The organism is Mesorhizobium shangrilense (genome assembly GCF_040537815.1).
Taxonomy (GTDB): domain Bacteria; phylum Pseudomonadota; class Alphaproteobacteria; order Rhizobiales; family Rhizobiaceae; genus Mesorhizobium; species Mesorhizobium shangrilense.
Genome location: NZ_JBEWSZ010000001.1, coordinates 737,787 through 762,366 on the forward strand (window position 1 = coordinate 737,787; position 24,580 = coordinate 762,366).

Sequence of the window (24,580 nt, forward strand, 5' to 3'; positions counted from 1 at the left end):
GGGTCAGGCGATCGCCGGAGCCCAGTCGAGCTCGAATGCCGGCGACAGGGTGAAACCCGCCGGCAGGACCGATACCGGCGGCGGACGACGCACGCCCTCCTGCAGGTAACGCAGCGCCGAGGTCAGCCCGCTCATCGTGTAGGGCTTGGCGATGACGCCGATCGCGCCTGCAAAATGATCGGGAATGCGCTTGGGGTTGGCGGTCATGAACACGACCACCGAGCGCTGTCTTTCGCCAATATATTCGGCCACATCGACACCGGTCGGGCCGTCGGTCAGATGAATGTCGACAAAGGCGATGTCGGCATCGGTGGCGTCCACCATGCTCCTGGCTTCCTCCGACGAAGTGGCCCAGCCGACGACGCTGTGGCCGGCTTCCTCGACAAGGCTTTCGAGCTCCATTGCCAGCAGCGCCTCGTCCTCGACGATCAGGACCTTCAGCGGTTCAATCATGACATGTTCCCTTGCTGCTGCGGTTCGTTTGGCATCGAAATGAGCACCTTGGTGCCGGGCCCCGCGTCTTGCCACTCGATATCGGCGCGCAATTGCCGGGCAAGTGACTTGATCAGCCGCATGCCGAAGGACGCATCGCCGCTTGCATCGGCCATGCCGACACCGTCATCGGATACCTCGATTTTGAAATGGCCATCGGGCTGGCTCATCTTGATGCCGATGCTGCCGGCGGTTGTTCCATCGGGCTTTTCCTTGAAGGCGTGCTTCAGCGCGTTGGTGACCAGTTCGTTGACCATCAGCGCCACGGGCGTCGCCTTTTCCGCCGGGATGATGACGGGTTCGAGTTCAAGCTTCGACTTGATCTCCGAGCGTCCCGACGCGGTGAGCAGGTCGGATATGAGGTCGCGGGTGAAATCCGAGACATCGAACTTGCTGACGTCCTTCGACTGGTAAAGACGGCGGTGCACCGTGCTCAAGGCTTCGATGCGCTCCAGCATCGTGGTCATCGATTGGCGGATGCCGTCATCCTTCATCGTTCGGCTCTGCATGACGATCAGCGACGAGATCATCTGCAGATTGTTCTTCACGCGGTGGTCGACCTCGTGCAGCAGCGTGGTCTGCGCTTCCAGGGCTGCTTCGAGTTCCTTCGTTCGCTCCTTGACCGCTTTCTCGAACCGGTCCTTGTCGGCGGTGATGCGGTGTTCCGAGCGCTTGCGGTCGGTCACGTCGAGCTGCGAGGCGAAGTAGAACTGCAGTTCTCCGTGATCGTTGGACACCGGGCTGATGTACAGCGCATTCCAGAAGGTCGAGCCGTCCTTGCGGTAATTCAACAGGTCGACGCTGACGTCGGTACCGCCAGCGATCGCATCCCGCACCTTGTCGATCATCGACTTGTCGGTCTTGGGACCCTGCAGGAAACGACAGTTGCGGCCCATCACCTCCTGCCGTTCATAGCCGGTCAGACGCAGGAAGGCGTCGTTGACAAAGACGATCGGGTTATCCGGGCGTCGCGGATCGGTTATGATCATCGACATGCGGGTGGCGCGTATGGCCGCTGCGAACGGATCGCCCTTGCCGTGTTCGGCATGCAAATCGTCCGTCATGTGCCATGCGTCGGCCGGTTCCCTGGTCTGTTTCCAGTCCATTCTTTCACTCCAAGCCGTTTTCGTGGAGGGCAACGGCTCGGCGACGAGATGGTTCAATCTTGAGCCATCTTGTCGCAGCGGGACCGAATCACGGAACCGCAACCGGATTTGCGCAAGTGTTTGAAAAATTGTGTGTTTACGGCGTTGTTCACGTTGAGGCAGGCTTGTGGAATGCGACGCCGGCGACCACCAGCGCGATGCCGAGCACATCGGTCACGCTCGGTATTTGATGCAGCACAAGGATGCCGATCAGCGTGGCGGTGACCGGCAGCAGCGACAGCATCAATGCGAAACTGGCGCGCGGCAGCCGCGACATGGCGAGCTGGTCGCAGATGTAGGGAATGACCGAAGAGCAGATGCCGACGCCGATGGCCGCGAGCAGCAGAGGGGCCGAGAAAAAGGCGGGCAGCGCGTCGGTGAAGCCGATCGGCAGCACGACGAGGAAGGCGACGGCCATGGCCGCGCCGAGGCCGGCGATGCCGTTGCCCGCGCCCGAGCGGGCGACCCGGTGGCCGAGCACGATATAGCCGATGAACAGCGCGCCATTGAGAAAGGCCCAGAACAAGCCGGTGGAGTCGCTGGACCATTTGACGTTGATCAACAGCAGCGTGCCGGTGACGGCGATGGCAAGCGCTGCAAGGTTGCGCGGGGTTCTCAATCCTATCACCGCGATGCCGATGGTGCCGACGAATTCGATCGCCGCGACCAGCGAGATTGGCAAGCGGTCGAGCGCCAGGTAGAACGAGCAGTTCATCACCGCAAGGCAAGTGCCGAAGGCCAGAAGCAAAAGCCGCGTCGGGCGGTCGGCACTCGCGAAGGTCCTCCAGGGGCGGGTCAGCGGCGCGAAGATGAGCGCGGCGGTGGCAATGCGCAGCCAGGCCATGCCGAGCACGCCGACATGCGGGAAAAGCAGCACGGCGAAGGCGGGCCCGAGATAGTGGAAGATGGCGCTGACGCCAAACCAGACATGCGGCGGCAGCGATGTTGCCAGACCGCTGAATACCGGAGCGGCGAGGACGGGGCTTGCGGCTGGCGCTTGCGTTCGGTCATCCATGCGATCAGTATCGCAGGCGATATCAGCGATTTATATGGATGATGATTGGTCGAACTGGCTAGCATCTTTCCAGATGCAAGGAGTTTTCGTTGAAACGCCTTCGAAGCGAAAATGCCGAACTCGATGCGGCGGATCTGAAAATCCTGCGCCTGCTGGAAAAGGACGCCCGCACCAGCACCGCCGAACTGGCGCGCGCGGTCGGCCTGTCGGCGCCGAGCGTGGCCGAGCGCATCAAGCGGCTGCAGGAGAACGAGGTGATCGAGGCCTATACGGTGCGGATCAATCTCGCCGCCCTCGGTATGAAGCTATCGGCATGGCTGCGCATCAGGCCGGTGCCCGGACAACTGGCAGTCGTGGCCGAGATCATCCGCGACCTACCGGAAATCGCGCAGTGCGACCGGGTGACCGGCGAGGATTGCTTCATCGCGCTGGCACATGTCGGCTCGGTGGCAGAGCTCGAACGGGTGATCGACCGGATCATTCCCTACGCGATGACCAACACGGCGATCATCCAGTCGTCGCCGGTGGTGGCGCGCTCGCCGCTGGGCGCGCTCAAGCGCCCGGCTTGAGCATGTGATCCTGCGTGCTTGCCTGTTAAGTCTGTGCTGCCCGATGAGGGACAGCGCAAACTTGCAAGAAGTTGGCGGCATCGGCCACAATCCACCGGCGTCAAACATGCCCACGCTTCATGCGCGCCCGCTTCAGGATGGCGCGCCAGCGGATCATGTCGAAGGGGATCGGCTCGTTGTTGTTGGCGATGTGGAAGATTTCGTTGTTGACGTTCTTGAGCGAGCGCCAGAAATCATAGTCGGTGATGCGTGGATCGGCGGCCAGCCTGTCCACCTCGACCTTGATGTCGGTTTTCATGCACGTCCCTCGAACCGGCTCCGCCCCGTCACCCATATCCCAACTCATGCGGAGCGTTTTCGGCCGCTCCGCTGAGTCGTTCAACGGCTCAATCGGCTTGTTCCCGTTAAAACCTTGGTAAGGTTAACGCGGCCGGCCGGACGCTTCAAGCGGTCTTGCGGCGGATCCCGATCGAACGGCCGGCGCGCTCCGGCATCGGCAGCGCCGAATGGGCCGCGCGCACCGCCTCGATCTTGGCCAGAACATCGGCCGGGAAGGGCGCAACCTTGGGGCCGGACATGTCGACATGCAGCGACAGCGTTTCGGAAGTGGCGGCCAGCCAGCCATCCACGTGGCGGATTTCCTGATAGGTTCTCAGTCGCTTCTCGTCATGGTCGAGGACCTGCATGGAAACGGTGACCTTGTGGTCGAGATGCAGTTCCTGGACGTAACAGACGTGGATTTCCGCGGTGTAGATGGTCAGCCGCCGCTGCTTCACATAGTCCTGCCCAATGCCCATCGTGTCGAAAGCCTCGTCCGTGCCGCGATCGAAGATGACGTTGTAGTAGGCCATGTTGAGATGGCCGTTATAGTCGATCCAGTCCTTCTCGATGCCCATGGCTTTGGAGACGAAGGGGGCGGGTATGGTCATGCAGGAACTTCCTTATCGTGGTGCTGGACAGAGCGTGGCAGGGCAGACTACGCATCCAAGCATGCATAACAAGCGTGGGCGCTGGCCCATTCGCATAGCTGCATGGCAAGCATGGACGCTAGTCCATTCGCGGAGGAATTCATGGCTCTGAGCGACCTCAATCCGGTCGAACGCAACGAAGAGGGGATAGCCGCGGTGCTCGGCATCCTCAAGCAGCGGTTCGGCGAGCGTTTTCAGACCGGCCAGGCGATCCGTTCGCAGCATGCCCACACCACCACCTATATTCCGACGCAGGCGCCCGATGGCGTCGCCTTTCCAGAGTCTACGGCTGAAGTGCAGGAGATCGTTCGCGCCTGCGCCGAACACCGCGTGCCGGTGATCGCCTTCGGCGTCGGCTCTTCGCTCGAAGGCCACACCAATGCGCCGGGCGGTGGCATCTCGCTCGACACCTCGCGCATGAACCGCATCCTTTCGGTCAATCCGCAGGATCTCGACTGCACGGTCGAGCCCGGCGTGACGCGCGAGGACCTCAACCGGCATCTGCGCGACACCGGCCTGTTCTTCCCGATCGACCCCGGCGCCAATGCTTCGCTCGGCGGCATGGCGGCGACGCGGGCATCCGGCACCAATGCCGTGCGCTACGGCACGATGCGCGAGAACGTGCTGTCGCTGACGGCGGTCATGGCTGATGGCGAGACGGTGACGACCGGCAAGCGCGCCAAGAAGAGCTCGGCCGGATATGATCTCACCCGGCTGCTGATCGGCTCGGAGGGCACGCTCGGCATCATCACTTCGCTGACCTTGAAGCTGCAAGGCATTCCGCAAGCGATTTCCGGCGGCGTCTGTCCGTTTCCCAGCGTCGAGGCGGCCTGCAACGCGGTGATCGCGACCATACAGATGGGCATTCCGGTGGCGCGCATCGAACTGGTCAACGGGCTGCAGATGCGGGCGATGAAGAACTATTCGAAGCTCGACTATCCGGAAAGCCCGTGCCTGTTCGTCGAATTCCACGGCAGCGATGCCGGCGTTGCCGAACAGGCCGAAACCTTTGGCATGATCGCGGAAGAGAACGGCGGCGGGCCATTCCTGTGGACCAGCGTCGCCGAGGAACGGACGAAACTGTGGAAGGCCAGGCACGATGCCTACTGGTCGTCGCTGACGCTGCGGCCGGGCGCCAAGGGGCTGTCGACCGATGTCTGCGTGCCGATCTCGCGCTTTGCCGAATGCGTCATGGAAACCGAGGCCGACATCGCCGAGATGGGGCTGATCGCGCCGATCGTCGGGCACGCCGGCGACGGCAATTTCCACGTTTTGGTGCTGATGGACGTCGACGATCCCCGTGAGATCGCGCTGTCGGAGAAATTCGTGTCTCGGCTCAACATGCGCGCGATCGCCATGGATGGAACCTGCACCGGCGAGCACGGCATCGGGCAAGGCAAGGTCGGTTTCCTGCGCCATGAACTCGGCCATGGCGTCGACATCATGCGCACCATCAAGCAAGCGCTCGATCCGCTGAACATCATGAACCCTGGCAAGATATTGCCGGGCATCGGCCATTAGATGTCAGCCGCCGAAACCCTGTTGCCGATCGAGGTGCCGCTCTCGTCGGCCGGTGCGCCACTCCCTCATGTGTTTGCGGACGAAGGCATACTGTTCGTTGCTTATCTAGCCGACACACCGGATTCTTCGTTTGATGGCACGAATCCGCGCTCGGTTTCGCCTAGGACAGGCAACCAGTTCGTCGCGATTCTGACGGCGGACCCCTATCTGGCGTTTCAATTCGGCCCGCCGAACGACGAAGCTATCAGCGGGCATCGGTTGTACGGGCTGGGACTGAAGCCATATTCGGCGTTCGAAGTCATCAATTCGTCCTGGATCGGCTCCCTGGAAAGGGCAAATCGGGTTCATACGTCCCACAGACCGGACCTGTTTTCGGACTATCGGCATTTCATCCTGACGTTCCATGACTCTACACTCGAGTTCGTTGCCGAGAGCTTTTCCACCAGCTTGCGGGAGGGGGCGATCCTGGCCGTGCTGATGGAGACTGTAGGACATCGTGCCCCGGCGCAGCACGCCAAACCGGCTCGCTTTCTTGACAGGCTCCGGCGACGGAGTTGATGGATTTCCTGCAGTGGGCAGCCACCTGTGCGTGGCCCTTAAAAGGAGCGAGGGCTTTGAGAGGAATGAAATGCTTCATCCGACGATGAACAATACAAAATGGGATGAGCTTCGGCTGGATATGTACGCGCTCACTCCACCCCCGTCATGGAGCACACTTTCAACGGACGGCTATCGCTCAAAGCCCGACCGTGAATGGTTCTACCACTTTAGGGACGGCGGGTACGCGTCGATCCTTCACTTAGATATTCAGGTCGAAACGCCAGCGGAGCGAGACCTCTCGTCCGGTCGGTTCTTAGAAAGGTACATGTGCCAGGAGAGGAAACTCCCGACGGCTTTCGTGTGTTCGGCTATCTGCAAGACGATCAGAGCGCCGACTTCATTTAAATTCAACTGACCCACTACCGGATTTCCCGATGTCTTGACCGCGCCGCCATTCAGGCCGAGACTTTCGGTGTGCAAGGCCTGAACCAAGCAGGCGTGTCAGTGGAGGAACGATGTCATGGCGATTTCACGCAAGGATGAGGCCAGGGCGCTGAGTGCGGACGAACACGCGCTGGTGGAGAAGTCGCACCATCCGGCGGTGCAGGAATTGTCCGATGCCGACCTTGCAGGGCTGGTGAAGCTGCTGCGGGAACGGCGCGACAAGGCGCAGGCCGAGGCGCATCGTCGCCGCCGTGAAATACGCGGCAAGGGCGCGCCCAAAGGCGCCAAGCCTTCGAAGGCCGATGGCGGCTCGCAGTTGAAGCTCGCGGTGCTGGCCATGGCCATGCGAAGGCTGAACGGCGAGGCCGAGCGCCGCCGCCAGCTGGCGGCCAGCGTTTCGTTGGTCGAGAATGCGCGCCACGCGCTGGCCATGAAGCAGAAAGCGACGCCCGCCGGCCCGGAATTCAACACGCGCACGGCGCACAAGGGCATGCGCGCGATCGCCAACCAGAGGGCGCAGAACCTTGTTCGTCCGATGGAACTCGGCAGGCAACGGCAGGCGGCCAAGGTGGCGCAGGCAAAGCGCGACGCGCGTTGAGTTTTTTCGCCCGCGACCGAGCGAACGAAGATTGTGCTCGCGGGCGTCCGCGAAGGGAAATTGCCTCTTTATCGACACGCGGATGCGGATAGAGTGCGGCTGAATTTCAATCAACCGCTTCGGAGCTGATGCTCGCTCGCCTGTTCGTGATCTTCGGTGGCCTTTTTGTGCTGGTGCTGTGTGCGGCGCTGGTGGTGCCGTACTTTGTCGACTGGACAGGCTATCGCGCCGAGTTCGAGCGCGAGGCGAGCGCCATCCTCGGCCGCAAGGTCACAGTGCAGGGCGATGCCACGGCAAGGCTGCTGCCGTTTCCGTCCGTGACCTTCTCGAATGTCGCCGTCGCCGGCGGCCCCGGCGGCCAGCCGGCGATGACCGTCGAGACCTTTTCGATGGATGCCGAACTCGCGCCCTTCCTGCGCGGCGAGGTGCTGATCTTCGACATGCGGCTGGTGCATCCGAAGGCGACGATCGACATTGCCGCTGATGGCACCGTCGACTGGGCGATGCGGCCGTCCTCGCCCTTCGACCTCAACCAGATATCGATCGAGAAGCTGACGGTGACGGAGGGGCAGATCGAACTGCGCCATGCCGCCGGCGGGCGCAGTCATCTGATTTCGGAGATCAATTCGACCATATCGGCCAAGTCGCTGGCCGGACCATGGCGGTTGGATGGTTCGCTGCGGCTGGACGGCTTGCGCAGCACGATCGCGGCTTCCACCGGCAAGGCCGAAGGTTCGGGCCAGATGCGGGTCAGGCTCAAACTCGATCCCGACGCCTATCCGCTGATCATCGAGACCGACGGCAATGCCGGCATCGTCAATGGTGCTGCCGCCTATTCGGGCCAGTTCAAGATCTCGGGTGCCGACAAGAACACAGCGCAGTTGCGCGGCACGGATGGCGACACGGTCAAGGTCAGCACGGGCAAGCCGGATCCCGGCTTCCGGCTGAACGGCAAGTTCGCGCTCGACCACCAGAAGCTTGGCATCGATGAATTCCGCTTCGAGACCGGGCCGCTGGACAATCCCTATACCGCCGACGGCAAGGCCTCGGTCGATCTCGGACTGAAGCCAAGGTTTTCCATCGAAGCGAGCGGCGCCCAGGTGCAGTTCGACGAAGCCGTGGGTGCTGCCGGCGGCGCCGGGCTGACGCTGGCGCAGCGTGTCGCGGCCTTCGAGCAAGCCCTGCTCAGCCTGCCGAAGCCGACCATTCCAGGCACGCTCGAAGTGAAGCTGCCGGCGGTGGTGGCCGGCGATACGACCGTTCGCAATGTGCAGCTCTCCGCCGAGCCGACCGATGGCGGCTGGTCGGTGAAGTCGCTGGCCGCGACATTACCGGGACGGACGACGCTTGAAGCCAGTGGGCTGCTCAGCGTGCAGGACCATTTCGGCTTCACCGGCTCGCTGCTTGTGGCCGTGGCGCAGCCCTCGGGATTCGCCGCATGGCTGTCGAAGGATGTCGATGAAGCGATCCGCCGGCTGCCCGCCGCCGGCTTCAAGGCGAAGGTCGACCTCACCGACAAGCTGCAGTCGTTCAGCGGTCTCGAACTGATCCTTGGCAAGGCCAGGTTTTCCGGACGCATCGATTCCAGCCAGCCCGACGACGCCAAGCCGTCCGTGCTGATGCGGTTGGAAGGCGGCGACCTCGACGTCGACGGACTGGCGGCCTTCGCCTCGATCTTCGTCAGCGACAAGGGCGCCAACCGCTTTTCCGATCGCGATCTCGATTTCCAGATCAAGGCCGGGCCGGTCAGTGCCGGCGGCCTGACCGCCGACACCGTTGATACGGCGCTTAGGTTGCGCGACGGGCTGCTCGAAATCGACAAGCTGTCCATCGGCGGGTTGGCCGGCGCCTCGATCAGCGCCACCGGGCGGATCAAGGATTTTCCCGTGAACACGACCGGCAAGCTCGACGCCTCGGTGGTCGCTGTCGACCTGAAGCCGCTGATCGACACAGCGGCGCAGCATTATCCGGACAATGCGGTGCTGAAGGGCCTGTCGGCGCGCGCGGCTGGGTATCCCGACCTGTTCCAGGATGCGCGCGTCGACCTTGTGGCAAGTGCCGCCGACAATGGCGACGGCACGACCGGCCTCGCGGTCAGCGGGCAGGGGAAAGCCGGTGGCACGGCCTTTTCGGCATCGCTGTCCGGCAAGGGGAAGATCGACGCGCTTGCCGACGCACCTGTGACGCTCACCTTCAACGCCAAGAACACCGATGCCACAGCGCTGCTGGCGCTTTATGGCCTGCCGGCACTGCCGCTCGGCATGCTCGGCGAGGCAAGCACGGATATCCAGGCCAAGGGCACGCTGGGCGGCGGTCTGACGACGAGCTTCAACCTGCACGGCAATGATTTCAAGGTCGGCTTCGAGGGGACGGTCGCCGACGCGGCGCAAGGTCCCAGCGCCAAGGGCAAGATCAACCTTGAAGCCGCCGATATCGAGCCTTGGCTGATGACCACCGGCATTGGCCTGCCCGGTATGGGCGCGGGCATGCCAACTTCGCTTGCCGCCGACGCCGACTATGGCAACGGCCTGCTCGTGCTGGACGGTCTCAGCGGCGCCATCAACGAGGCGGCGGTTTCCGGCGACGTGAATATCGATGTGAAGAACGGGCTGCCGCATCTGTCGGGCGCACTGATGCTGGACGAACTGGATCTCGACCCGATGGCGGTGTCGCTGTTCGGCGACCAGGCTTTTCTTGGCACCAATGGCGGCTGGCCGACGGCGCCTTTCAGCCAGAAATCCAGCCTGCCGTTCACCGCCGACCTCGACCTGACCGCGGCATCCCTTGCCGCCGGTCCGTTCGCGACGGCCTATGATGCAAAGCTCTCGCTGAAGCTCGACCAGGAGGGCATCCGCGTTTCCGATCTCAAGGCAAAGTTTCTCGGTGGTGCGCTGAGTGGCCTGTTCGAGTTGAAGAACAATGACGGCACCGGCCTGCTCTCCGCTCAGATGAAGCTTGCCGGTGCTGATCTGGCGGCCGTGCTGCCGGAGGCCGGCATCAGCGGACGCGGCGATGTCTCGACATCGCTTTCAACCAGCGGCAAATCGGTCGAAGCCATGGTCGCCGCACTTTCCGGTTCCGGCACGGCTGCATTGAAAGGGCTGACCATCGCCGGCTTCAATCCCGATGCCTTTGGCGCCTTCATCGCCAAGGCCGATACGATCGGACGTGATATCGATGCCGCCAAGACCGCGGGCTTCGCGCCGCAGCTTGCCGCCGACGGCAGCTTTTCGGCGGGGGATGCCGACATTGCCTTCACCGTGGCCAGCGGCACGCTGAGGGCGCCACCGCTCAGCTTCGGGAATCCGGCGGCGATCTTGTCGGCGGACATCATGGCGGACCTCAACGCCAGCAAGGTGAGCGCCAAGGGCGCCATCACCTACAAGCCGGGCGACGAGTCGCTCGTTGGCTCCGAACCAAGCGTGAATTTCACCGTCGAGGGGCCATTCGGGGCCGCCCAGAGGACCTTCGACAGCGAGCCGCTGGCGCAGTTCCTGACCCAGCGCGCGCTGGAAAAGGAGCAGCAGAGGGTCGAGGCGATGCAGGCGGCGCTGCTTGAAAAGCAGCGGCTGCGCCGCGAGGTGCGTTACTACGCGGCGCTGCAGACCGAGCGCGACAAGGCCGCCGAGGAATTACGCAAGCAAGAAGAGGAAGCGGCGCGGCAGAAAGCCGAGGCCGAAGCCAAGGCGAAAGCTGAAGCCGAGGCAAAGGCCCAGGCCGAAGCCGATGCAAAGGCGCAGGCGGAGGCTGATGCCAAGGCAAAGGCGGATGCGGACGCCAAGGCGAAAGCAGATGCCGATGCGGCCGCCAAGGCCGAGCAGCAGGCCGCCGACGAGGCAGCCAAGGCACAGCAGATTCAGGAGCAGGAGCGCCAGAAGGCCGAGGAGGCCACGCGGATCGCCGCGCAGGAAAAGGCCAGGCGAGATGCCGAACGCAAGGCCGCGCAGCAAGAACCGCGGATCGAGCGGGCGCCGCTGCCGCCGGCCAACGACAATCCGTCGCCGGCCCGGCCCGCGCCAAAGCTTGCGCCGTCGGCGATCGACAATCTGCTGAAATCGCTGGATGGCGGCTGACGGGGCAGGGTGCCGTTATCCCAACGGCGGCTCTCGAAACAAGGACATTTCGGCGCCATCGGCCGCGTAGCGGGCATAGCGAAAATCGCGTATGGCCAGAAGCCTGCCGGCCTGCCACGCCAGCAGGATGAAATAGGATGGTGGCGCCCCCGGATCGGGATCGCAGACAAGGACCGCCGGTCGGCTTTCGACAAAGCCGGGGACGAAGCGCCAATCCTGCCTTGTGGAATAATTGTGGAAGTAGGTGCTGACTTCCTTATGACCGTTGAGCCGGGTCCTGGCCACAAGCTCCAACCGCACCTCGTCGGCCAGCATATCGCGGATGGCGTCGAAATCACGGGCGTTGAAGCGATCGATATAAGCTTCGAGCAGCGTACGCTCCGACATACTCAGGACTGGTGACGGATGCTCGTCCGGCTGATCGGCGATTTCGCGCAGGCGGCCACGGCCGCGATGCAGGGCAGCCTTGATGGCGGGAATGCTGGTGTCGAGAATGGCGCTGATCTGCTGTAGCGAATAGCCGAGCACGTCCATCATGATGACGCTGCTTCGCTGCGCAACGGGAAGGCTCATGAAAGTACGCAGGCTGGCAGCCGCGACCTCGCGATCGATGGTGGGATTTACCGGATCGACGATCATATCCAGGTCCTCGCCGGAAAAGGCCTTCTCACGGGCGCGGCGGCGTAGAAAGTCGAGCGCCGCATTGTGAGCGATACGAAACAGCCAGCCCTCCGGGTTCGCGATCGGACCGGCGCCCGGCAACGCTTCGATTGCCTTGGCAAGCGCTTCCTGCAGCACATCCTCGCCATCGATGACCGAGCCGGTCATGCGGGCACAATAGCGGTGCAGCTTCGGGCGCATTTCACCGAACAGGCGATCGAAAGGCTTGGCGTTGCCGGAAACGGTGATGTTCATGCCGCCTGTCGCCTCGTGACGTTGCACCGGCCGCTATTCGTCCAGCATCCTGTAGTTTCCCACGACGGTCATCAAGTCGCGGTGCGGAAACTCGATGCAGCGATCCCGGATGCCGCTCTGAAAGGCTTCGAATGCGACAAGCCCGGGAATGACATTCGCGTGCTCCTCGGCCTCTATCTCGACCAGATGGACAAAGGTACCGTCATCGGATCTCCAAGTCATGTAGCGAACGCCTTCAGGCGACTTGCCGCGCAACTCCTGGAACACAGCCTTGACCAGCCGCTCGTTTTCGCCTGCCAGTTCCGGTTTCGTCTTGTAGCGGATCAGGTGGTGTTTCATCTCGTCTGCTCCCTTCGCCGCCCTGCATTCTGCAACGCCGCTCATGTCCGAGACGTTGCGGGAGGGCAAAGGATTCGGTTCTGGGAAAATAATTCCCGTCGGCCAAAATGCCGAAGCCGATGGAGCGTGGCTTCAGTCGCCGTCTCGAACGAGCAGGCGCCTCAGCATCGGCTCGATTCGTGAAAGCTCGTCGAGATGCGTGGCCGACAATTCGGCGAGGCAGTCGTCGGCGCGCTCGGTCAGCCTGAGCAGGACGCGACGCTGGTCGTCCTTGTCCTGATCCCGCGTAACCAGTCCAGCCTCGCCCAGACGATTGACCAGTTCGACGGCACTATGGTGGCGAATGCGCAGGCGCTCCGCCAGATCACCGATCGTTACCGGTCCGCCTCCCGGAAAGCCCTTGATTGCCAGCAGCGCCTGGTGCTGGCGCGGGGTCAGGCCGGCGTCTTCCGCCTGCAACTGGCTGAATTCGAGGAAACGGCGGATCAGGTAGCGGAACTCGGACAGGCGCTGGTAGTCGGCCTGTTTGATGTCGGGGCGGGGTTTCCTGGGCTGCGTCATATCCGACCTTTGTTCCATTCCGGCGAAAGCTCAAACGGTTTTCGTGCAAAACCAGCTTGAATATTTATATCGCGTTACGATACATCAGCGCCAACAAAGCGGGCGGCCGCTTCGACCGTGCCGCATATCCGAACCAAGGCCTGCCGCCAGGAAGCAAAGCCATGAAGACCAAACATCCCAATCCCGAGCACCTGAGGGATTTCACGACCGATGCAAGAGTGCTGCTCATTGCCGCCATAGCCGTGGTTGTGGCGACCGCAGGGCTGTTTGCCGGCATCGCGCTGCTGAAGTTGATCCGGCTTGCCACCAACATCGCCTATTTCGGGCAGTTTTCGCTTGCCGACCTGAAACTGCAGGACACGCCGCTTGGGCTTGCCGCAGTGATTGTTCCAGTGATCGGCGCGCTGATCATCGGCCTTATGGCGCGCTTCGGCAGCGAGAAGATTCGCGGCCACGGCATTCCCGAGGCCATCGAGGCGATCCTGCTTGGCCGCTCGCGGCTGGATGCCAAGGTTGCGATCCTGAAGCCGCTGTCGTCGGCGATCTCGATCGGCTCCGGCGGACCATTCGGCGCCGAAGGGCCGATCATCATGACCGGCGGCGCCATCGGGTCGCTGATCGCGCAGATGCTGCCGGTCAGCGACAATGAACGCAAGACGTTGCTGGTGGCGGGCGCGGCAGCGGGCATGACCACCGTGTTCGGAACGCCGATCGCCGCCATCATGCTGGCGGTGGAACTGCTGCTCTTCGAATGGACGCCGCGCAGCTTCATTCCCGTGGCGGTCGCCGCGATCATTGCCGAGGTCGAACGCACCATGCTGCATCTGCCCGGACCGATCTTTCCGTTCCAGGGCGGCATGGAGATTTCCTTTGTCGGCCTGGGCGGCTGGGTCGCGATCGGCATCTGTGCGGGACTGTTATCTGGGTTGCTGACGCAGATGGTCTATGCCTGCGAGGACGGTTTCCAGAAACTGCCCATTCACTGGATGTGGTGGCCGATGATTGGCGGTCTGGTGGTCGGCATCGGCGGGCTGATCGAACCGCGGGCGCTCGGCGTCGGCTATGACAACATCGCCGATATGCTGGACGGCCGCACGATCGCCACGGCGGCACTCATCCTGCTGGTGGTAAAGGCCATCATCTGGTCGGTGGCGCTCGGGTCGGGGACATCCGGAGGCGTGCTGGCGCCGCTCTTGATCATGGGCGGGGCGATGGGAGCCGTGCTCGCCGGCATTCTGCCCACAGCGGATCCGGGCTTCTGGGCGCTGCTGGCAATGGCGGCGACGATGGGCGGCACGATGCGTGCGCCGCTGACCGCGACCTTCTTTGCCGTCGAACTGACGGGGAATACGCACATGCTGGTGCCGCTGATCGCGGCTTGTGCCGCGGCGCATGCGGTCACCGTGCTGCTGATGAAGCGCTCGATCCTGACCGAGAAGATTGCCAGAAGGGGACACCATCTGGTTCGCGAATATCGGGTCGATCCCTTCGCCTTGACCAGGGTGCGTGAGGTGATGACCTCAAATGTCGAGAGCGTGCCGTCGACGATGACGCTGCATGGCGCCGCGGCGTTCCTGACCGCGCCGGAAACGCGGCATCCGAGTTTTCCCGTGGTCAATGAGGACGGGCATGTGCTCGGTCTCATCGACCCGCCGGCGATCCTGCGCTGGAGACGCGCGGGCACGCACCGCACCACGACGCTTGGAGAGTTGCTGGCCGGGAGCAAGGTGACGCTCGCCTACCCGGATGAGTATCTGGAAGGTCTGTCCGACAAGCTGCTGATGGCCAATGTGTCCCATCTGCCGGTTGTCGCGCGCGAAGACGCGCGGCTGGTCGGCTATGTCGGCTGGAAGGATCTGATGCGCGTGCGGTCCAGGAAGCAGGCCGAGGAGCGCGATCGCTCGACCTTGATCGGCTTCGGCACAAGACGCGGGAAAAAGGAAGACGTGGTCGAAAGCCTCTAGAGCAATTACAGGAAAAGTGCGTAGCGGCTTTCCGTCCGGAATTGCGTTAAAACAAAGAGATAGAGCCGCGCTTCGCCCATCCCAGGACGTGGAGCCGGAGCGCCGAGGACAGATTGGTGTCGCGGGGGCGAGTCTCATCAACTTCCGCGACAAGAGCGGCGAGCGTCAGCTCTCTCATCGCCGCGATCGCGACTAGGTCGTCGTAGAAGGGCTTTTCCAGCGAGTAGCTGGTGCGGTGGCCGCGAATGGTCACCGATCGTTTCACGACCGCGCTCACGGGCGGCGTCTCATTTTGCTTCAAGCATCGGGCTCGTCCGAAAACCGCTGCGCATTTTTCGGCCCGATGCCTTGGCTATCCCCGATGCTTTGGCTGTCCTTGTCGCCGGACTCACGGCGATGCCCGTCGACGAAGCTTTCGGTCTTGTCGGCGATCAGGCGGTCGCGCTGCTTCTCTGCCTTGGAACGACCGTGCAAGGCCCGGTTCTGTTCGGCGTCACGCAACTTCTCGTCCCGCGCCTTCTGCTTTCGGGCCTGGCGGAGATTGACGATGTCGCCCATGGCGTGGCTCGTCGGATTATTTCTTGCGGAAGGCGTCGAGGGAGACGACTTCCGCGCCCTTGGCGGCGGCATCCGCCGCAGCAGGCTTCTTTTCGGCCTCGGCGGCGGCCTTCTTCTCCGCCTTTGGCTTTTTCTCCGAGACGATTGTCAGCGGCTCGGGAGTTGGCTGGGCGGCTGGCTCGTCGGCCGCCGCGCCCTCCGTCTTGACGTCGAATTCCAGTTCGAAATTGACCGACGGATCGTAGAAGCCGCGCACGGCCGAGAACGGAATTTCCAGCTTTTCGGGAACATCGGAGAAGGACAGCCCAACCTCGAAGCCGGTTTCCGTCACTTTCAGGTCCCAATACTGGAACTGGATGACGATGGTCATCTGTTCGGGATAGCGCTCGCGCAGCCTCGAAGACACGCGCACGCCGGGCGCGCCGGTCAGGAAGGTGATGAAGAAATGATGGTTGCCGGGCAGGCCGGTGCGCGCGACCTCGGCCAGAACCTTGCGCATGACGCCGCGCAATGCCTCCTGGGCCAGAATGTCGTAGCGGATGTGGTCGTCGGCCATGTGACGGTCAGGTTCCGTTGAATCGTCCGCATAGCTGTAATCAAGCTTGAGGGCGGCGTAAACCGGCATATAGATCGAGCCGATGCCGAAGCTAGGCCTGTTGTCGTCTATTTTGATCGGTTTGGCGACATTTCAACAAAGCTGGCGCATGATTCAGGCGCTGGCCAGCGCGCTGAGCTTTTCTGTACTGGCCGCGGACTTGCGCCTGCCGAAGGCGCGCAGGAAGGTGCGCACGCCATTGGTCGCCGACTGCAGCACCTCATCGTCCCTTGGCGTGCCGCCGAGCATGAAAATTGTCTGCAGTTCGGCATTGACGAGGCTGAGGAACTGCCGCGCCGCGACATCGGGATCGTCGATCGCGAGATAACCGCCGTAGGCGAGGCGGGCAAAGCGGGCGGCAAGCGCAGGCCATGTCCTGCCAGGACCCTGTTCGCGCCATTCGGCAAACAGCTCGGGATAGCGCTCGCCCTCGGTCTGGATCAGCTTGCGTAGGAATTTTCCGTCGCGGTTGCAGATGCAGTTCTGGTTCATGCGCACCGCAAACGCGATCAGATCGGCCTCGAGATCCCTGGGTTGGTCTGGGAAAGTGGAGATGGTGGCGAAGATGCCGGCGTTGCAACGCTCGGTCAGATCGCGGACCACGGCAATAAAGAGTTTTTCCTTGTCGCCATGATGATTGTAGACCGTCTGGCGCGAAACCCCGGCCTCGGCCGCGATCAGGTCGATATTGGCGCCGGCGAAGCCCTCGCGGCAGAACACGGACGCTGCGGAATCGACGATGGACACGCGCTTAGCCTCGTGGCCGCGTGGCGGGAAAGTGTCAGGAGAAACGCTTGGTCTCATGCAAATCTATATAGAGGTGATTGACGATTTGGACAAGACTGTCTAAATTTGTGGACACGATATGAAGAGGTTCCACTCCGAAGAAGTGTCGGAACCTCATGGGATGGAACGTCCTAGGGTTAGACGTCGCCTAGCGGCGGCAGCCAGATTCGAAAGAAGCCACTATCATGAGTCCCAAATTCCTCCGCATCGCGGTCGTGCTCGGCTTGTTGTCCGCCATCGGCCCGTTCGCCATCGACATGTATCTGCCCGCGCTGCCGTCGATCGGCGCGGATCTGCACGCCGGCACCGCCGCCGTGCAGATGAGCCTGCTGATCTTCTTCCTGTCCATGGGCTTCGGCCAGATCGTCGTCGGGCCGATCTCCGACATGGTCGGCCGCAAACTGCCGCTTTATGGCGGCCTCGTGCTGTTCATGATCGGCGGCATCGGTTCGGCGATGGCACCGACCATCGAGTGGCTGATCGCCTTCCGTTTCCTGCAGGGCCTTGGCGCCAGCGCCGGCATGGCTGTGCCCCGTGCCATCGTGCGTGACCTGCACACCGGCACCGAGGCCGCCAAGCTGATGTCCTTGTTGATGCTGGTGTTTTCGGTGTCGCCGATCCTGGCACCGCTGACCGGCAGCGTGATCATCGAGAATATTGGCTGGCGCGCCGTGTTCTGGACGGTGACAGGTGCGGCCGCACTTGCAACCATCCTGCTGGCGACCTCGCTCAAGGAGACGCGGCCGGTGGAAGACCGCGTCGGCTCCTCCTTCGGCACCGCGCTTGTCGGCTATCGCTTCCTGATGGGCGATCGTAATTTCCTTGGCCTGACGGCGATCGCCGGCTTCGGCATTGCCAGCTTCTTCGTCTATCTGTCGAGCTCGTCCTTCATCCTGATCGACCATTACGGGCTGTCGCCCTCGGTCTACAGCGTGTTCTTCTCGATCAATGCCGTGGCTTTCATCGGCATGTCGCAGATGACGGGACTGCTGGCGGAGCGGTTCGGACTGCGGCGTGTCGTGCGCGTCGCGGTAGCCGGCTACGCAACGACGATGGTGGTGCTGTTCGCCGTAATGGCCTCCGGCATCGATCGGCTCGACGTGATGGCGGCACTGCTGTTCGTCGGCTACGGTTTCCTTGGCCTGGTCATTCCGACGACTTCGGTGCTGGCCATGGAAGAGCATGGCGAGATCGCCGGCACGGCCTCTGCGCTGATGGGCACGCTGCATTTCGCCATCGGCGCACTCGCCATGGGTGTTGCCGGCGTGTTCTTCGACGGGACGCCGTTGCCGATGGTGGCGGGCATCGCGCTGTGCGCGGTGATCTCCTTCACGCTGGCCAAGGTGACGCTCGGGCGTGGACGCGAAGTCGTCGAAGCGCCGGCGGAGTAAGCCGTCACCAACAAGCGATGAAAGGCCGGGTCAATCCCGGCCTTTTCATGCAAGATCAGACAAGTCCTGCCTCGGCCAGCACAAATCGCAGCCGCGTCTCGACCGGCGCCAGGGGCAGCGGAACCAGTTCATAGCCCAGTTCGGTGTAGACGCCGACCAGCGCATGGTAGGTGCGCTCGGCCTCGTCCAGTGTCTGCTTGCGTTCTTCATCCTGCGCGAAGATGTCCGGCCAGGGCGGGGCAATGAAGACGCGCGCGTTGTAGCGGAAGCGGTCCGCCGCGGCGCTGACGTGTCCGGGTACGGGCAGGCCGCTCAGCCTGAGATAACCTAGGGTGTCCGGTACGCCGCGATCGAAGAAGACGGCCCCCTTCTGTTCGATAGACCCTTGATAGGAGCGCAGTTCCCACGACAGCATCAATTCGGCGAAGAGTGCCCGGTCATGCCAGGGCAGGGCGGGACCGCCTATCGCTGACTGGTCGCGGATGATGCCGCGCCCTGCCTCGACGGAGGTGGCGAAGCCGGCTGAACGCAAGGCTTCGATCAATGTGGTCTTGCCGGAGCCCGGACCGCCGGTCAGCACAAAGAACCGATCGGAATCGTTTTGCATTTCTTGTCCTTGGTGGGGGTGTGGTTGGACACGGCGGCAAGGCGACGTTGCGGCCCGCACGATCAGCAGTGCGAAAGCCCGTCGACGAGGCCTGCCGTCCATACATGTCAGAGGATGGGAGAAGTGGAGGTTTCTGTTGCCAGGTACCTCCGAACCCCGCCTAGAAGTGCGAACCCCTAGGGCTTGATTTGAAGCTATCGCACTGCATTAAGCAGCGAGACGTGCTTCCGCATAGTTGTCGTTTGCAACTACTAGTTTAGCCCGATGACGGTGGTACCATGCCGGGCAAAAGTACGATCTTTACACCTTCGTCGATCCTATTTCGCCCCCAGCAAAAGCCGCTCTCTCACAAGAGCGGTTTTTGGTGGAGGCGCCGGGTACCGCCCCCGGGTCCGAACGGCTTATTTCATCGCCCATTTATCGCCATAGTCGGTCAAGCCGACAAATCGAATATAGGGGGCAGTCGTCGAAAATGAAAGGCCGCAATCGCGCTTTGTCCCCGTTTCAAATTGCAACGCAAAGGGTTGACTTGAAAGCGCTCTCAACCGAAGCTTTGCCACGGTGAGGAGTTACCGACCTAGCGCACAAGTTGCGGAGCGCGCCACAGCCCTCATCGACCGGATCCGTGGCGCCGACGAGGGGAAGTTTGATGGCCGATTATCTCGCAGACGTGAAGAAATACGACGCCGCGGCGAACGCCGACGTGGTCGAGAAGATCGTGAAGCACCTGGGCATTGCGCTACGCAATCGCGATTCCTCGCTGGTATCCTGCACGGACCCGAAGGAACTCGATCGCGTCAAGGCGGGCTGGGTCTCGAAGAAGCTCGGCATCACCGACGACAAGAAGGCAGACGCCGCGATCCAAAAGGTCTGCCAGACGATGCACGCTGACCACAGCAAGCACCGGGTAACGTTCTACTATCTGGTAGCGAAGGATCTGGGCAAGCTCGGCTCGCTTTGACGGTTTGGACCTGGCGCAGCAGGACAATCGCTTCAGTTTGAATTTGCACCTTATCGAGCGCAAACGCCCGAAAAGAGTGATGGGACAAGCCAACGCTTGGGCTGTTTTGATGTGTTCGGCCGCCGGTCTGGCGGCTATAATGCCTCGACAATCGAATCGAGCCGGAAACGATGCGCCAGTATCTCGACCTTCTGAAACATGTGCTGGAAAACGGTGCTGATCGTGGCGATCGCACCGGCACCGGAACGCGTTCGGTGTTCGGCTACCAGATGCGCTTTGACCTTGCCGACGGTTTTCCCGTCACCACCACCAAGAAGCTGCATCTGAAGTCGATCATCCATGAGCTCCTGTGGTTCCTGGCCGGCGACACCAACGTCAGATATCTCAACGACAACGGCGTCTCCATTTGGGACGAATGGGCAGACGAGAATGGCGACCTTGGCCCGGTCTATGGCAAGCAATGGCGCTCCTGGCCGGACGGCCATGGCGGCTCGATCGACCAGATTGCTGGTCTTCTGAAGGAGATACGCCGGAATCCTCAATCGCGGCGGCTGATCGTTTCGGCGTGGAACCCGGCCGAGGTGGAGGCCATGGCGCTGCCGCCCTGCCACTGCCTGTTCCAGTTCTATGTCTCCAAGGGCAGGCTTTCCTGCCAGCTTTACCAGCGCTCAGCCGATATTTTTCTCGGCGTACCCTTCAACATCGCTTCCTATGCGCTGCTGACCCTGATGGTGGCTGAGGTGACCGGGCTGAAGCCAGGTGATTTCGTCCACACGCTTGGCGATGCGCATCTCTACTCGAACCATTTCGAGCAGGCGCGCGAACAGCTGCGGCGCACGCCGAGGGCGCTGCCGACGATGTGGATCAATCCGGAGGTAAAAGACCTCTTCGCCTTCCGCTTCGAGGATTTCCGGCTGGAAAACTATGTCGCCGACGCGAGCATCAAGGCGCCCATCGCGGTCTGAGCCAGTACTTCCTATCCAACCTCGAAGTCGCCCGGCTGCGGCGGCGCGATCGGCTTGAACAGCGCCCGATCCGGCTTCAGGTCGAGCAGGGGTGTTCCGTCGACGCAATCCATGCCGCGCACCAGCAATGTCGAGCCTTCGACGCCAGCAAGTGTCACGATCGCTGTGCCGATCGGGTTGGGCCGGACCGGCGAGCGCAGCGCGAAAGTGCCGCGCGAGGTGCCGTCGCTGGCCGGGCTCTGCCTGACGAGATCGCGCCGCGACAGATGCAGCCAGTAGAGAACCTCAAGTCGCTCGAATGCCTCGACACCCTGCAGCGCCTCCCGCCAAGGGTCGAAGATCTCGATCCGGCAGACCGGGCCATCCGCCCGGCCTTGGCGCGGCGTGAGCAGGCGCGAACCCCAGGGCGTGCGGATCACGCCGATGAACACCAGGCCGGCGTCGGTCGCCGGTGGCGGATCAACCGCCACCTCGCTTGGCCTGATCTCGTTTTCCCGAACCATTTCGCTCAGAACTTTCAGTCGATGCCAACCATCACGTCCGAGGCCTTGACCACCGCATAGGCCTGCTTGCCTTTTTCCAGCTTGAGATCGGCGACAGCTTCGTTGGTGATCGAGGAGGTGACGACGGCGCCGCCGCCAATGTCGATGCGGACATGCGAGGTGGTCGCTCCCTTGACGATCTCGACGATCGTTCCCCTCAGGATATTGCGGGCGCTGATTTTCATGGAGTTTCCTTTCCGTGTTTTTGTCCTGTGCCAGTCTTAGCAAAACCATCCGAGCACGCCATGTGCAAGGTTACGGCAAGATGAAACGGCTTTGGCTGATGCTGGCCCTTTACCTTGTTATGTTCATGCGGATATATCGGTTGGCAGGCTCGTAGCCCAACGGATTTCAGCTCAGGGAGAGTTTCATGACGCGCAGGGGTTTTGAAATGAAGGTGATTGCTATTGGTGGTTTTGCGGCAATGCTGATGGCGGCGATACCTGCTCATGCCGACGACAAGGTGGTGGTGTTTGCCGCGGCCAGCCTCAAGGATGCGCTCGATGCCGTCAACAAGTCGTGCGAGGCCGATGTCGGCGAGGCAGCGACCATTTCCTACGCGGCAAGCTCGGCGCTGGCCAAGCAGATCGAGGGCGGCGCGCCGGCCGATGTGTTCATCTCCGCCGATCTCGACTGGATGAAATATCTCTCCGACAAGAAGCTGACCAAGCCGGACACCGAAGTGAAGCTGCTCGGCAACGAGATCGTGCTGGTGGCGCCGAAGGATTCCAAGGTTGAAGCCAAGATCGAGAAGGGCTTCGACCTAGCCAAACTGGTTGGCGACGGCAGGCTCGCCATGGGCGATTTCAAGGCGGTGCCGGCCGGCAAATACGGCAAGGCGGCGCTGGAATCGCTGGGCGTCTGGTCCTCGGTCGAAAGCAAGGTGGCGCAAGCCGAGAATGTGCGTGCGGCGCTCAAGCTGGTTTCGACCGGCGAGGCCGCACTCGGCATCGTCTATGCCACCGACGCGCATGCGGAAAAGGGCGTCAAGGTGATCGGCACCTTCCCGGAAGATTCGCATCCGCCGATCATCTACCCGGTTGCCCAGACTGCGGATTCGAAGGACAAGCATACGGCGGCCTTCCTGAAATGCCTGCAGTCCGCCAAGGCGGCCGAACTCTTCAAGGATCAGGGCTTCACCGTCCTGGCCAAGTAAGGCCTGACCAAGTAAAGGATGCGTTCTGACGCATGAACTGGCTGCTGGACCTCACTCCCGACGAATGGAATGCGGTCCGGCTGTCCATCAAGGTGGCGACCGTGGCCATGGTCGCCAGCTTGCCGCCGGGCATACTGATCGCGCTGTTGCTCGCGCGGGGCCAGTTCTGGGGCAAGACGCTGCTCAACGGGCTGGTCCACATGCCGCTGATCCTGCCGCCGGTGGTGACCGGCTATCTGCTGCTGCTGACCTTCGGCAAGCGTGGCCCCGCCGGCGCCTTCCTCGCCGAGCATTTCGGCATTGTCTTTTCATTCCGCTGGACGGGCGCCGCACTGGCCTGCGGGGTGATGGGTTTCCCCTTGATGGTGAGGGCAATCCGGCTGTCGATCGAGGCGGTCGATCGCAAGATGGAAGCGGCGGCCGGGACGCTGGGCGCCAGCCCGCTCTGGGTGTTCGGCACGATCACGCTGCCGCTGATCCTGCCCGGCCTGATTGCAGGCGCCATCCTGTCCTTCGCCAAGGCAATGGGCGAGTTCGGCGCGACCATCACCTTCGTCTCCAACATCCCGAACGAGACGCAGACGCTGCCTTCGGCGATCTATACGTTCACGCAGGTGCCGGGCGGCGATGAAGGCGCGCTCAGGCTGACGCTGATTTCCATCATCATCTCCATGGCGGCGCTCGTCGCCTCGGAAGTGCTGGCCCGGCGCGTCGGCCGGCGGATGGACATCGAATGACGGTCCTCGTCAACATCCGCCATCAGCTCGAGAGTTTTGCGCTCGATGTTCGCTTTGAAAGTGCGGGGCGGTTGACCGCGTTGTTCGGTCCCTCGGGTTCCGGCAAGACAACGTTGATCAACATGATCGCCGGGCTGATCCGGCCCGACAAGGGGCGCATCGAGGTCGACGGCCGCATGCTGGTCGACACGGATGCCGGCACATTCGTGCCGAAGCACAAGCGGCGCATCGGCATGGTGTTCCAGGATGCGCGGCTGTTTCCGCATATGAGCGTGGCCAGCAATCTGCGCTACGGCCGCTGGTTCACGCCGGCGGCGCAACGCTATGCCGACATGAGCGCCGTGGTTGAGCTGCTCGGCATCGGCGCGCTGTTGGAACGGCGGCCGGCAAAGCTCTCCGGCGGCGAAAAACAGCGGGTGGCCATCGGGCGGGCGCTGCTTGCCAGCCCAAAACTTCTGCTCATGGATGAGCCGCTGGCGTCGCTCGACGAGGCGCGCAAGGCCGAAATCCTGCCCTATATCGAACGGCTGCGCGACGAGATGAAGATCCCGATCGTCTATGTCAGCCATTCGGTGGCCGAGGTCGCCCGCCTGTCGAGCGATGTGGTGGTGCTGGCGCGGGGCAAGGTCGCCGCTTACGGCCCAACCGGTGCCATCATGCAGCGGCTCGACCTTTTGCCGGCGGAAGAGCGCGCCGAGGGCGGCGCCGTGCTCGATACCAGGGTGATCAGCCATGACGAGGCGTTCGGCATGACGGTGCTCGGTTCACCGGCGGGCGAGATCCGCGTGCCACGGCTGGCAATCGCGGTTGGAGCGCCGGTGCGCATCCGCATTCGCGCCCGTGACGTGATGATCGCCACCGAGCGGCCTGCGGGTCTCAGCGCGCTCAACATTTTGTCAGGCACGGTCATGGCGATAAAGCCGGGCGAGGGGCCTGCTGTCGAGGTCGGTATCGATTGCAATGGTGCGATAGTGATTGCCCGGATCACCGAGCAATCGCGGCATGCGCTGGGGCTTCAGCTTGGCCGACAGGTTTTTGCTGTGATCAAGACCGTAAGTTTCGATCGCGCGAACACCGGCGCCGGCCTGCCCGTCGAGGCGGATGCATGACGCGAATGGCTGTCGCTATGTTAATTTGG

Annotated in this window: 28 protein-coding genes and 1 other RNA gene; 13 read left to right on the plus strand and 16 right to left on the minus strand. The window is 62.6% G+C overall.

Going from position 1 to position 24,580, the window contains the following annotated elements; translation table 11 throughout:
• Positions 1 to 3 precede the first annotated feature (3 nt).
• The 3 genes from ABVQ20_RS03845 to ABVQ20_RS03855 form a co-directional block, all read right to left on the minus strand.
• A complete protein-coding gene (locus ABVQ20_RS03845; protein ID WP_354458170.1) occupies positions 4 to 453 on the minus strand; it encodes a response regulator in 450 nt (149 codons plus the stop codon).
• The gene (locus tag ABVQ20_RS03850) at positions 450 to 1,598 is read right to left on the minus strand and encodes a PAS domain-containing protein (protein WP_354458171.1); all 1,149 of its coding nucleotides are present in this window, start codon (positions 1,596 to 1,598) and stop codon (positions 450 to 452) included. Before ABVQ20_RS03850 ends, ABVQ20_RS03845 begins: the two co-directional genes overlap by 4 nt.
• A gap of 148 nt (positions 1,599 to 1,746) precedes the next feature.
• Positions 1,747 to 2,652, minus strand: a complete 906-nt coding sequence (locus ABVQ20_RS03855; protein WP_354458172.1) for an EamA family transporter — start codon at positions 2,650 to 2,652, stop codon at positions 1,747 to 1,749.
• Positions 2,653 to 2,741: 89 nt separating this feature from the next.
• Between ABVQ20_RS03855 and ABVQ20_RS03860 the strand changes: the two genes are divergently transcribed.
• On the plus strand, positions 2,742 to 3,221 hold the full coding sequence (locus ABVQ20_RS03860; RefSeq protein WP_354458173.1) for an Lrp/AsnC family transcriptional regulator: 480 nt from the start codon (positions 2,742 to 2,744) through the stop codon (positions 3,219 to 3,221).
• Positions 3,222 to 3,321: 100 nt separating this feature from the next.
• On the opposite strand, the gene ABVQ20_RS03865 is transcribed toward ABVQ20_RS03860, so the two are convergent.
• Positions 3,322 to 3,519, minus strand: coding sequence for a hypothetical protein (locus ABVQ20_RS03865; RefSeq protein ID WP_354458174.1), 198 nt, complete (start codon positions 3,517 to 3,519; stop codon positions 3,322 to 3,324).
• 145 nt (positions 3,520 to 3,664) lie between these two features.
• Positions 3,665 to 4,150: a thioesterase family protein gene (locus ABVQ20_RS03870; protein ID WP_354458175.1), complete on the minus strand. Its 486-nt coding sequence runs from the start codon at positions 4,148 to 4,150 to the stop codon at positions 3,665 to 3,667.
• 141 nt (positions 4,151 to 4,291) lie between these two features.
• On the opposite strand from ABVQ20_RS03870, the gene ABVQ20_RS03875 reads away from it, so the two are divergent.
• The 5 genes from ABVQ20_RS03875 to ABVQ20_RS03895 all read left to right on the plus strand — a co-directional run bounded on the left by ABVQ20_RS03875 (position 4,292) and on the right by ABVQ20_RS03895 (position 11,365).
• Positions 4,292 to 5,710, plus strand: coding sequence for an FAD-binding oxidoreductase (locus ABVQ20_RS03875; protein WP_354458176.1), 1,419 nt, complete (start codon positions 4,292 to 4,294; stop codon positions 5,708 to 5,710).
• Positions 5,711 to 6,268: a hypothetical protein gene (locus ABVQ20_RS03880; RefSeq protein WP_354458177.1), complete on the plus strand. Its 558-nt coding sequence runs from the start codon at positions 5,711 to 5,713 to the stop codon at positions 6,266 to 6,268.
• A gap of 121 nt (positions 6,269 to 6,389) precedes the next feature.
• Entirely contained in the window at positions 6,390 to 6,665 is a 276-nt protein-coding gene (locus ABVQ20_RS03885; RefSeq protein WP_354462117.1) for a hypothetical protein, read from the plus strand.
• Between the two features lie 105 nt (positions 6,666 to 6,770).
• The gene (locus tag ABVQ20_RS03890) at positions 6,771 to 7,292 is read left to right on the plus strand and encodes a hypothetical protein (protein WP_354458178.1); all 522 of its coding nucleotides are present in this window, start codon (positions 6,771 to 6,773) and stop codon (positions 7,290 to 7,292) included.
• A gap of 128 nt (positions 7,293 to 7,420) precedes the next feature.
• A complete protein-coding gene (locus ABVQ20_RS03895) occupies positions 7,421 to 11,365 on the plus strand; it encodes an AsmA family protein (protein ID WP_354458179.1) in 3,945 nt (1,314 codons plus the stop codon).
• Between the two features lie 15 nt (positions 11,366 to 11,380).
• Here the strand turns inward: ABVQ20_RS03895 and ABVQ20_RS03900 are convergent, their stop codons facing one another.
• From ABVQ20_RS03900 to ABVQ20_RS03910, 3 genes are all read right to left on the minus strand, one after another.
• Positions 11,381 to 12,280: a sigma-70 family RNA polymerase sigma factor gene (locus tag ABVQ20_RS03900; RefSeq protein ID WP_354458180.1), complete on the minus strand. Its 900-nt coding sequence runs from the start codon at positions 12,278 to 12,280 to the stop codon at positions 11,381 to 11,383.
• A gap of 33 nt (positions 12,281 to 12,313) precedes the next feature.
• A complete protein-coding gene (locus ABVQ20_RS03905) occupies positions 12,314 to 12,619 on the minus strand; it encodes a hypothetical protein (RefSeq protein WP_354458181.1) in 306 nt (101 codons plus the stop codon).
• Positions 12,620 to 12,751: 132 nt separating this feature from the next.
• On the minus strand, positions 12,752 to 13,180 hold the full coding sequence (locus ABVQ20_RS03910; RefSeq protein ID WP_354458182.1) for a MarR family winged helix-turn-helix transcriptional regulator: 429 nt from the start codon (positions 13,178 to 13,180) through the stop codon (positions 12,752 to 12,754).
• Between the two features lie 161 nt (positions 13,181 to 13,341).
• Here ABVQ20_RS03910 and ABVQ20_RS03915 point away from each other — a divergent pair, with 161 nt between their 5' ends.
• Positions 13,342 to 15,144, plus strand: coding sequence for a chloride channel protein (locus ABVQ20_RS03915; protein WP_354458183.1), 1,803 nt, complete (start codon positions 13,342 to 13,344; stop codon positions 15,142 to 15,144).
• 46 nt (positions 15,145 to 15,190) lie between these two features.
• Here the strand turns inward: ABVQ20_RS03915 and ABVQ20_RS03920 are convergent, their stop codons facing one another.
• The 4 genes from ABVQ20_RS03920 to ABVQ20_RS03935 form a co-directional block, all read right to left on the minus strand.
• A complete protein-coding gene (locus ABVQ20_RS03920) occupies positions 15,191 to 15,421 on the minus strand; it encodes a ribbon-helix-helix domain-containing protein (RefSeq protein ID WP_354458184.1) in 231 nt (76 codons plus the stop codon).
• 20 nt (positions 15,422 to 15,441) lie between these two features.
• A complete protein-coding gene (locus ABVQ20_RS03925; RefSeq protein WP_354458185.1) occupies positions 15,442 to 15,702 on the minus strand; it encodes a DUF4169 family protein in 261 nt (86 codons plus the stop codon).
• Between the two features lie 16 nt (positions 15,703 to 15,718).
• A complete protein-coding gene (locus ABVQ20_RS03930) occupies positions 15,719 to 16,258 on the minus strand; it encodes an SspB family protein (RefSeq protein WP_354458186.1) in 540 nt (179 codons plus the stop codon).
• 153 nt (positions 16,259 to 16,411) lie between these two features.
• Positions 16,412 to 17,101: a TetR/AcrR family transcriptional regulator gene (locus ABVQ20_RS03935; protein WP_354458187.1), complete on the minus strand. Its 690-nt coding sequence runs from the start codon at positions 17,099 to 17,101 to the stop codon at positions 16,412 to 16,414.
• Positions 17,102 to 17,268: 167 nt separating this feature from the next.
• Between ABVQ20_RS03935 and ABVQ20_RS03940 the strand changes: the two genes are divergently transcribed.
• Positions 17,269 to 18,474 carry a multidrug effflux MFS transporter gene (locus ABVQ20_RS03940; RefSeq protein WP_354458188.1) on the plus strand — a complete coding sequence of 402 codons (1,206 nt, stop codon included), beginning with the start codon at positions 17,269 to 17,271 and terminating at the stop codon, positions 18,472 to 18,474.
• A gap of 55 nt (positions 18,475 to 18,529) precedes the next feature.
• Here ABVQ20_RS03940 and ABVQ20_RS03945 read toward each other — a convergent pair whose 3' ends face one another.
• The gene (locus ABVQ20_RS03945) at positions 18,530 to 19,081 is read right to left on the minus strand and encodes an AAA family ATPase (RefSeq protein ID WP_354458189.1); all 552 of its coding nucleotides are present in this window, start codon (positions 19,079 to 19,081) and stop codon (positions 18,530 to 18,532) included.
• Positions 19,082 to 19,203: 122 nt separating this feature from the next.
• Positions 19,204 to 19,563: a transfer-messenger RNA gene (gene ssrA / locus ABVQ20_RS03950) on the minus strand.
• 167 nt (positions 19,564 to 19,730) lie between these two features.
• Here ssrA and ABVQ20_RS03955 point away from each other — a divergent pair.
• On the plus strand, positions 19,731 to 20,042 hold the full coding sequence (locus ABVQ20_RS03955; RefSeq protein ID WP_354458190.1) for a DUF2853 family protein: 312 nt from the start codon (positions 19,731 to 19,733) through the stop codon (positions 20,040 to 20,042).
• Positions 20,043 to 20,212: 170 nt separating this feature from the next.
• Positions 20,213 to 21,007: a thymidylate synthase gene (locus ABVQ20_RS03960; RefSeq protein ID WP_354458191.1), complete on the plus strand. Its 795-nt coding sequence runs from the start codon at positions 20,213 to 20,215 to the stop codon at positions 21,005 to 21,007.
• Positions 21,008 to 21,018: 11 nt separating this feature from the next.
• Here the strand turns inward: ABVQ20_RS03960 and tsaA are convergent, their stop codons facing one another.
• Both tsaA and ABVQ20_RS03970 read right to left on the minus strand, forming a co-directional pair.
• Positions 21,019 to 21,510 (minus strand): tRNA (N6-threonylcarbamoyladenosine(37)-N6)-methyltransferase TrmO, encoded by a 492-nt coding sequence (gene tsaA / locus ABVQ20_RS03965; RefSeq protein ID WP_354458192.1) that lies wholly within the window; start codon positions 21,508 to 21,510, stop codon positions 21,019 to 21,021.
• Between the two features lie 14 nt (positions 21,511 to 21,524).
• Positions 21,525 to 21,734, minus strand: coding sequence for a TOBE domain-containing protein (locus ABVQ20_RS03970; RefSeq protein WP_354458193.1), 210 nt, complete (start codon positions 21,732 to 21,734; stop codon positions 21,525 to 21,527).
• A 185-nt stretch (positions 21,735 to 21,919) separates the two neighbouring features.
• Here ABVQ20_RS03970 and modA point away from each other — a divergent pair, with 185 nt between their 5' ends.
• Genes modA through modC form a run of 3 tightly spaced genes read left to right on the plus strand, consistent with a single transcriptional unit; the run spans position 21,920 to position 24,551 of the window.
• The gene (gene modA, locus ABVQ20_RS03975) at positions 21,920 to 22,705 is read left to right on the plus strand and encodes a molybdate ABC transporter substrate-binding protein (RefSeq protein WP_354458194.1); all 786 of its coding nucleotides are present in this window, start codon (positions 21,920 to 21,922) and stop codon (positions 22,703 to 22,705) included.
• Between the two features lie 32 nt (positions 22,706 to 22,737).
• Complete coding sequence (modB, locus tag ABVQ20_RS03980) at positions 22,738 to 23,442, plus strand: molybdate ABC transporter permease subunit (RefSeq protein WP_354458195.1); 705 nt, start codon at positions 22,738 to 22,740, stop codon at positions 23,440 to 23,442.
• Positions 23,439 to 24,551, plus strand: a complete 1,113-nt coding sequence (gene modC / locus ABVQ20_RS03985; protein WP_354458196.1) for a molybdenum ABC transporter ATP-binding protein — start codon at positions 23,439 to 23,441, stop codon at positions 24,549 to 24,551. Before modB ends, modC begins: the two co-directional genes overlap by 4 nt.
• Positions 24,552 to 24,580 lie beyond the last annotated feature (29 nt).

Bases quoted from the DNA above. Each gene is read 5' to 3' on its own strand.
- ABVQ20_RS03845 (WP_354458170.1), bottom strand. From the start codon at position 453: ATGATTGAACCGCTGAAGGTCCTGATCGTCGAGGACGAGGCGCTGCTG.
- ABVQ20_RS03850 (WP_354458171.1), bottom strand. From the start codon at position 1,598: ATGGACTGGAAACAGACCAGGGAACCGGCCGACGCATGGCACATGACG.
- ABVQ20_RS03855 (WP_354458172.1), bottom strand. From the start codon at position 2,652: ATGGATGACCGAACGCAAGCGCCAGCCGCAAGCCCCGTCCTCGCCGCT.
- ABVQ20_RS03865 (WP_354458174.1), bottom strand. From the start codon at position 3,519: ATGAAAACCGACATCAAGGTCGAGGTGGACAGGCTGGCCGCCGATCCA.
- ABVQ20_RS03870 (WP_354458175.1), bottom strand. From the start codon at position 4,150: ATGACCATACCCGCCCCCTTCGTCTCCAAAGCCATGGGCATCGAGAAG.
- ABVQ20_RS03875 (WP_354458176.1), top strand. From the start codon at position 4,292: ATGGCTCTGAGCGACCTCAATCCGGTCGAACGCAACGAAGAGGGGATA.
- ABVQ20_RS03880 (WP_354458177.1), top strand. From the start codon at position 5,711: ATGTCAGCCGCCGAAACCCTGTTGCCGATCGAGGTGCCGCTCTCGTCG.
- ABVQ20_RS03885 (WP_354462117.1), top strand. From the start codon at position 6,390: ATGTACGCGCTCACTCCACCCCCGTCATGGAGCACACTTTCAACGGAC.
- ABVQ20_RS03890 (WP_354458178.1), top strand. From the start codon at position 6,771: ATGGCGATTTCACGCAAGGATGAGGCCAGGGCGCTGAGTGCGGACGAA.
- ABVQ20_RS03895 (WP_354458179.1), top strand. From the start codon at position 7,421: ATGCTCGCTCGCCTGTTCGTGATCTTCGGTGGCCTTTTTGTGCTGGTG.
- ABVQ20_RS03900 (WP_354458180.1), bottom strand. From the start codon at position 12,280: ATGAACATCACCGTTTCCGGCAACGCCAAGCCTTTCGATCGCCTGTTC.
- ABVQ20_RS03905 (WP_354458181.1), bottom strand. From the start codon at position 12,619: ATGAAACACCACCTGATCCGCTACAAGACGAAACCGGAACTGGCAGGC.
- ABVQ20_RS03910 (WP_354458182.1), bottom strand. From the start codon at position 13,180: ATGACGCAGCCCAGGAAACCCCGCCCCGACATCAAACAGGCCGACTAC.
- ABVQ20_RS03915 (WP_354458183.1), top strand. From the start codon at position 13,342: ATGAAGACCAAACATCCCAATCCCGAGCACCTGAGGGATTTCACGACC.
- ABVQ20_RS03925 (WP_354458185.1), bottom strand. From the start codon at position 15,702: ATGGGCGACATCGTCAATCTCCGCCAGGCCCGAAAGCAGAAGGCGCGG.
- ABVQ20_RS03930 (WP_354458186.1), bottom strand. From the start codon at position 16,258: ATGGCCGACGACCACATCCGCTACGACATTCTGGCCCAGGAGGCATTG.
- ABVQ20_RS03935 (WP_354458187.1), bottom strand. From the start codon at position 17,101: ATGAGACCAAGCGTTTCTCCTGACACTTTCCCGCCACGCGGCCACGAG.
- ABVQ20_RS03940 (WP_354458188.1), top strand. From the start codon at position 17,269: ATGAGTCCCAAATTCCTCCGCATCGCGGTCGTGCTCGGCTTGTTGTCC.
- ABVQ20_RS03945 (WP_354458189.1), bottom strand. From the start codon at position 19,081: ATGCAAAACGATTCCGATCGGTTCTTTGTGCTGACCGGCGGTCCGGGC.
- ABVQ20_RS03955 (WP_354458190.1), top strand. From the start codon at position 19,731: ATGGCCGATTATCTCGCAGACGTGAAGAAATACGACGCCGCGGCGAAC.
- ABVQ20_RS03960 (WP_354458191.1), top strand. From the start codon at position 20,213: ATGCGCCAGTATCTCGACCTTCTGAAACATGTGCTGGAAAACGGTGCT.
- tsaA (WP_354458192.1), bottom strand. From the start codon at position 21,510: ATGGTTCGGGAAAACGAGATCAGGCCAAGCGAGGTGGCGGTTGATCCG.
- ABVQ20_RS03970 (WP_354458193.1), bottom strand. From the start codon at position 21,734: ATGAAAATCAGCGCCCGCAATATCCTGAGGGGAACGATCGTCGAGATC.
- modA (WP_354458194.1), top strand. From the start codon at position 21,920: ATGACGCGCAGGGGTTTTGAAATGAAGGTGATTGCTATTGGTGGTTTT.
- modB (WP_354458195.1), top strand. From the start codon at position 22,738: ATGAACTGGCTGCTGGACCTCACTCCCGACGAATGGAATGCGGTCCGG.
- modC (WP_354458196.1), top strand. From the start codon at position 23,439: ATGACGGTCCTCGTCAACATCCGCCATCAGCTCGAGAGTTTTGCGCTC.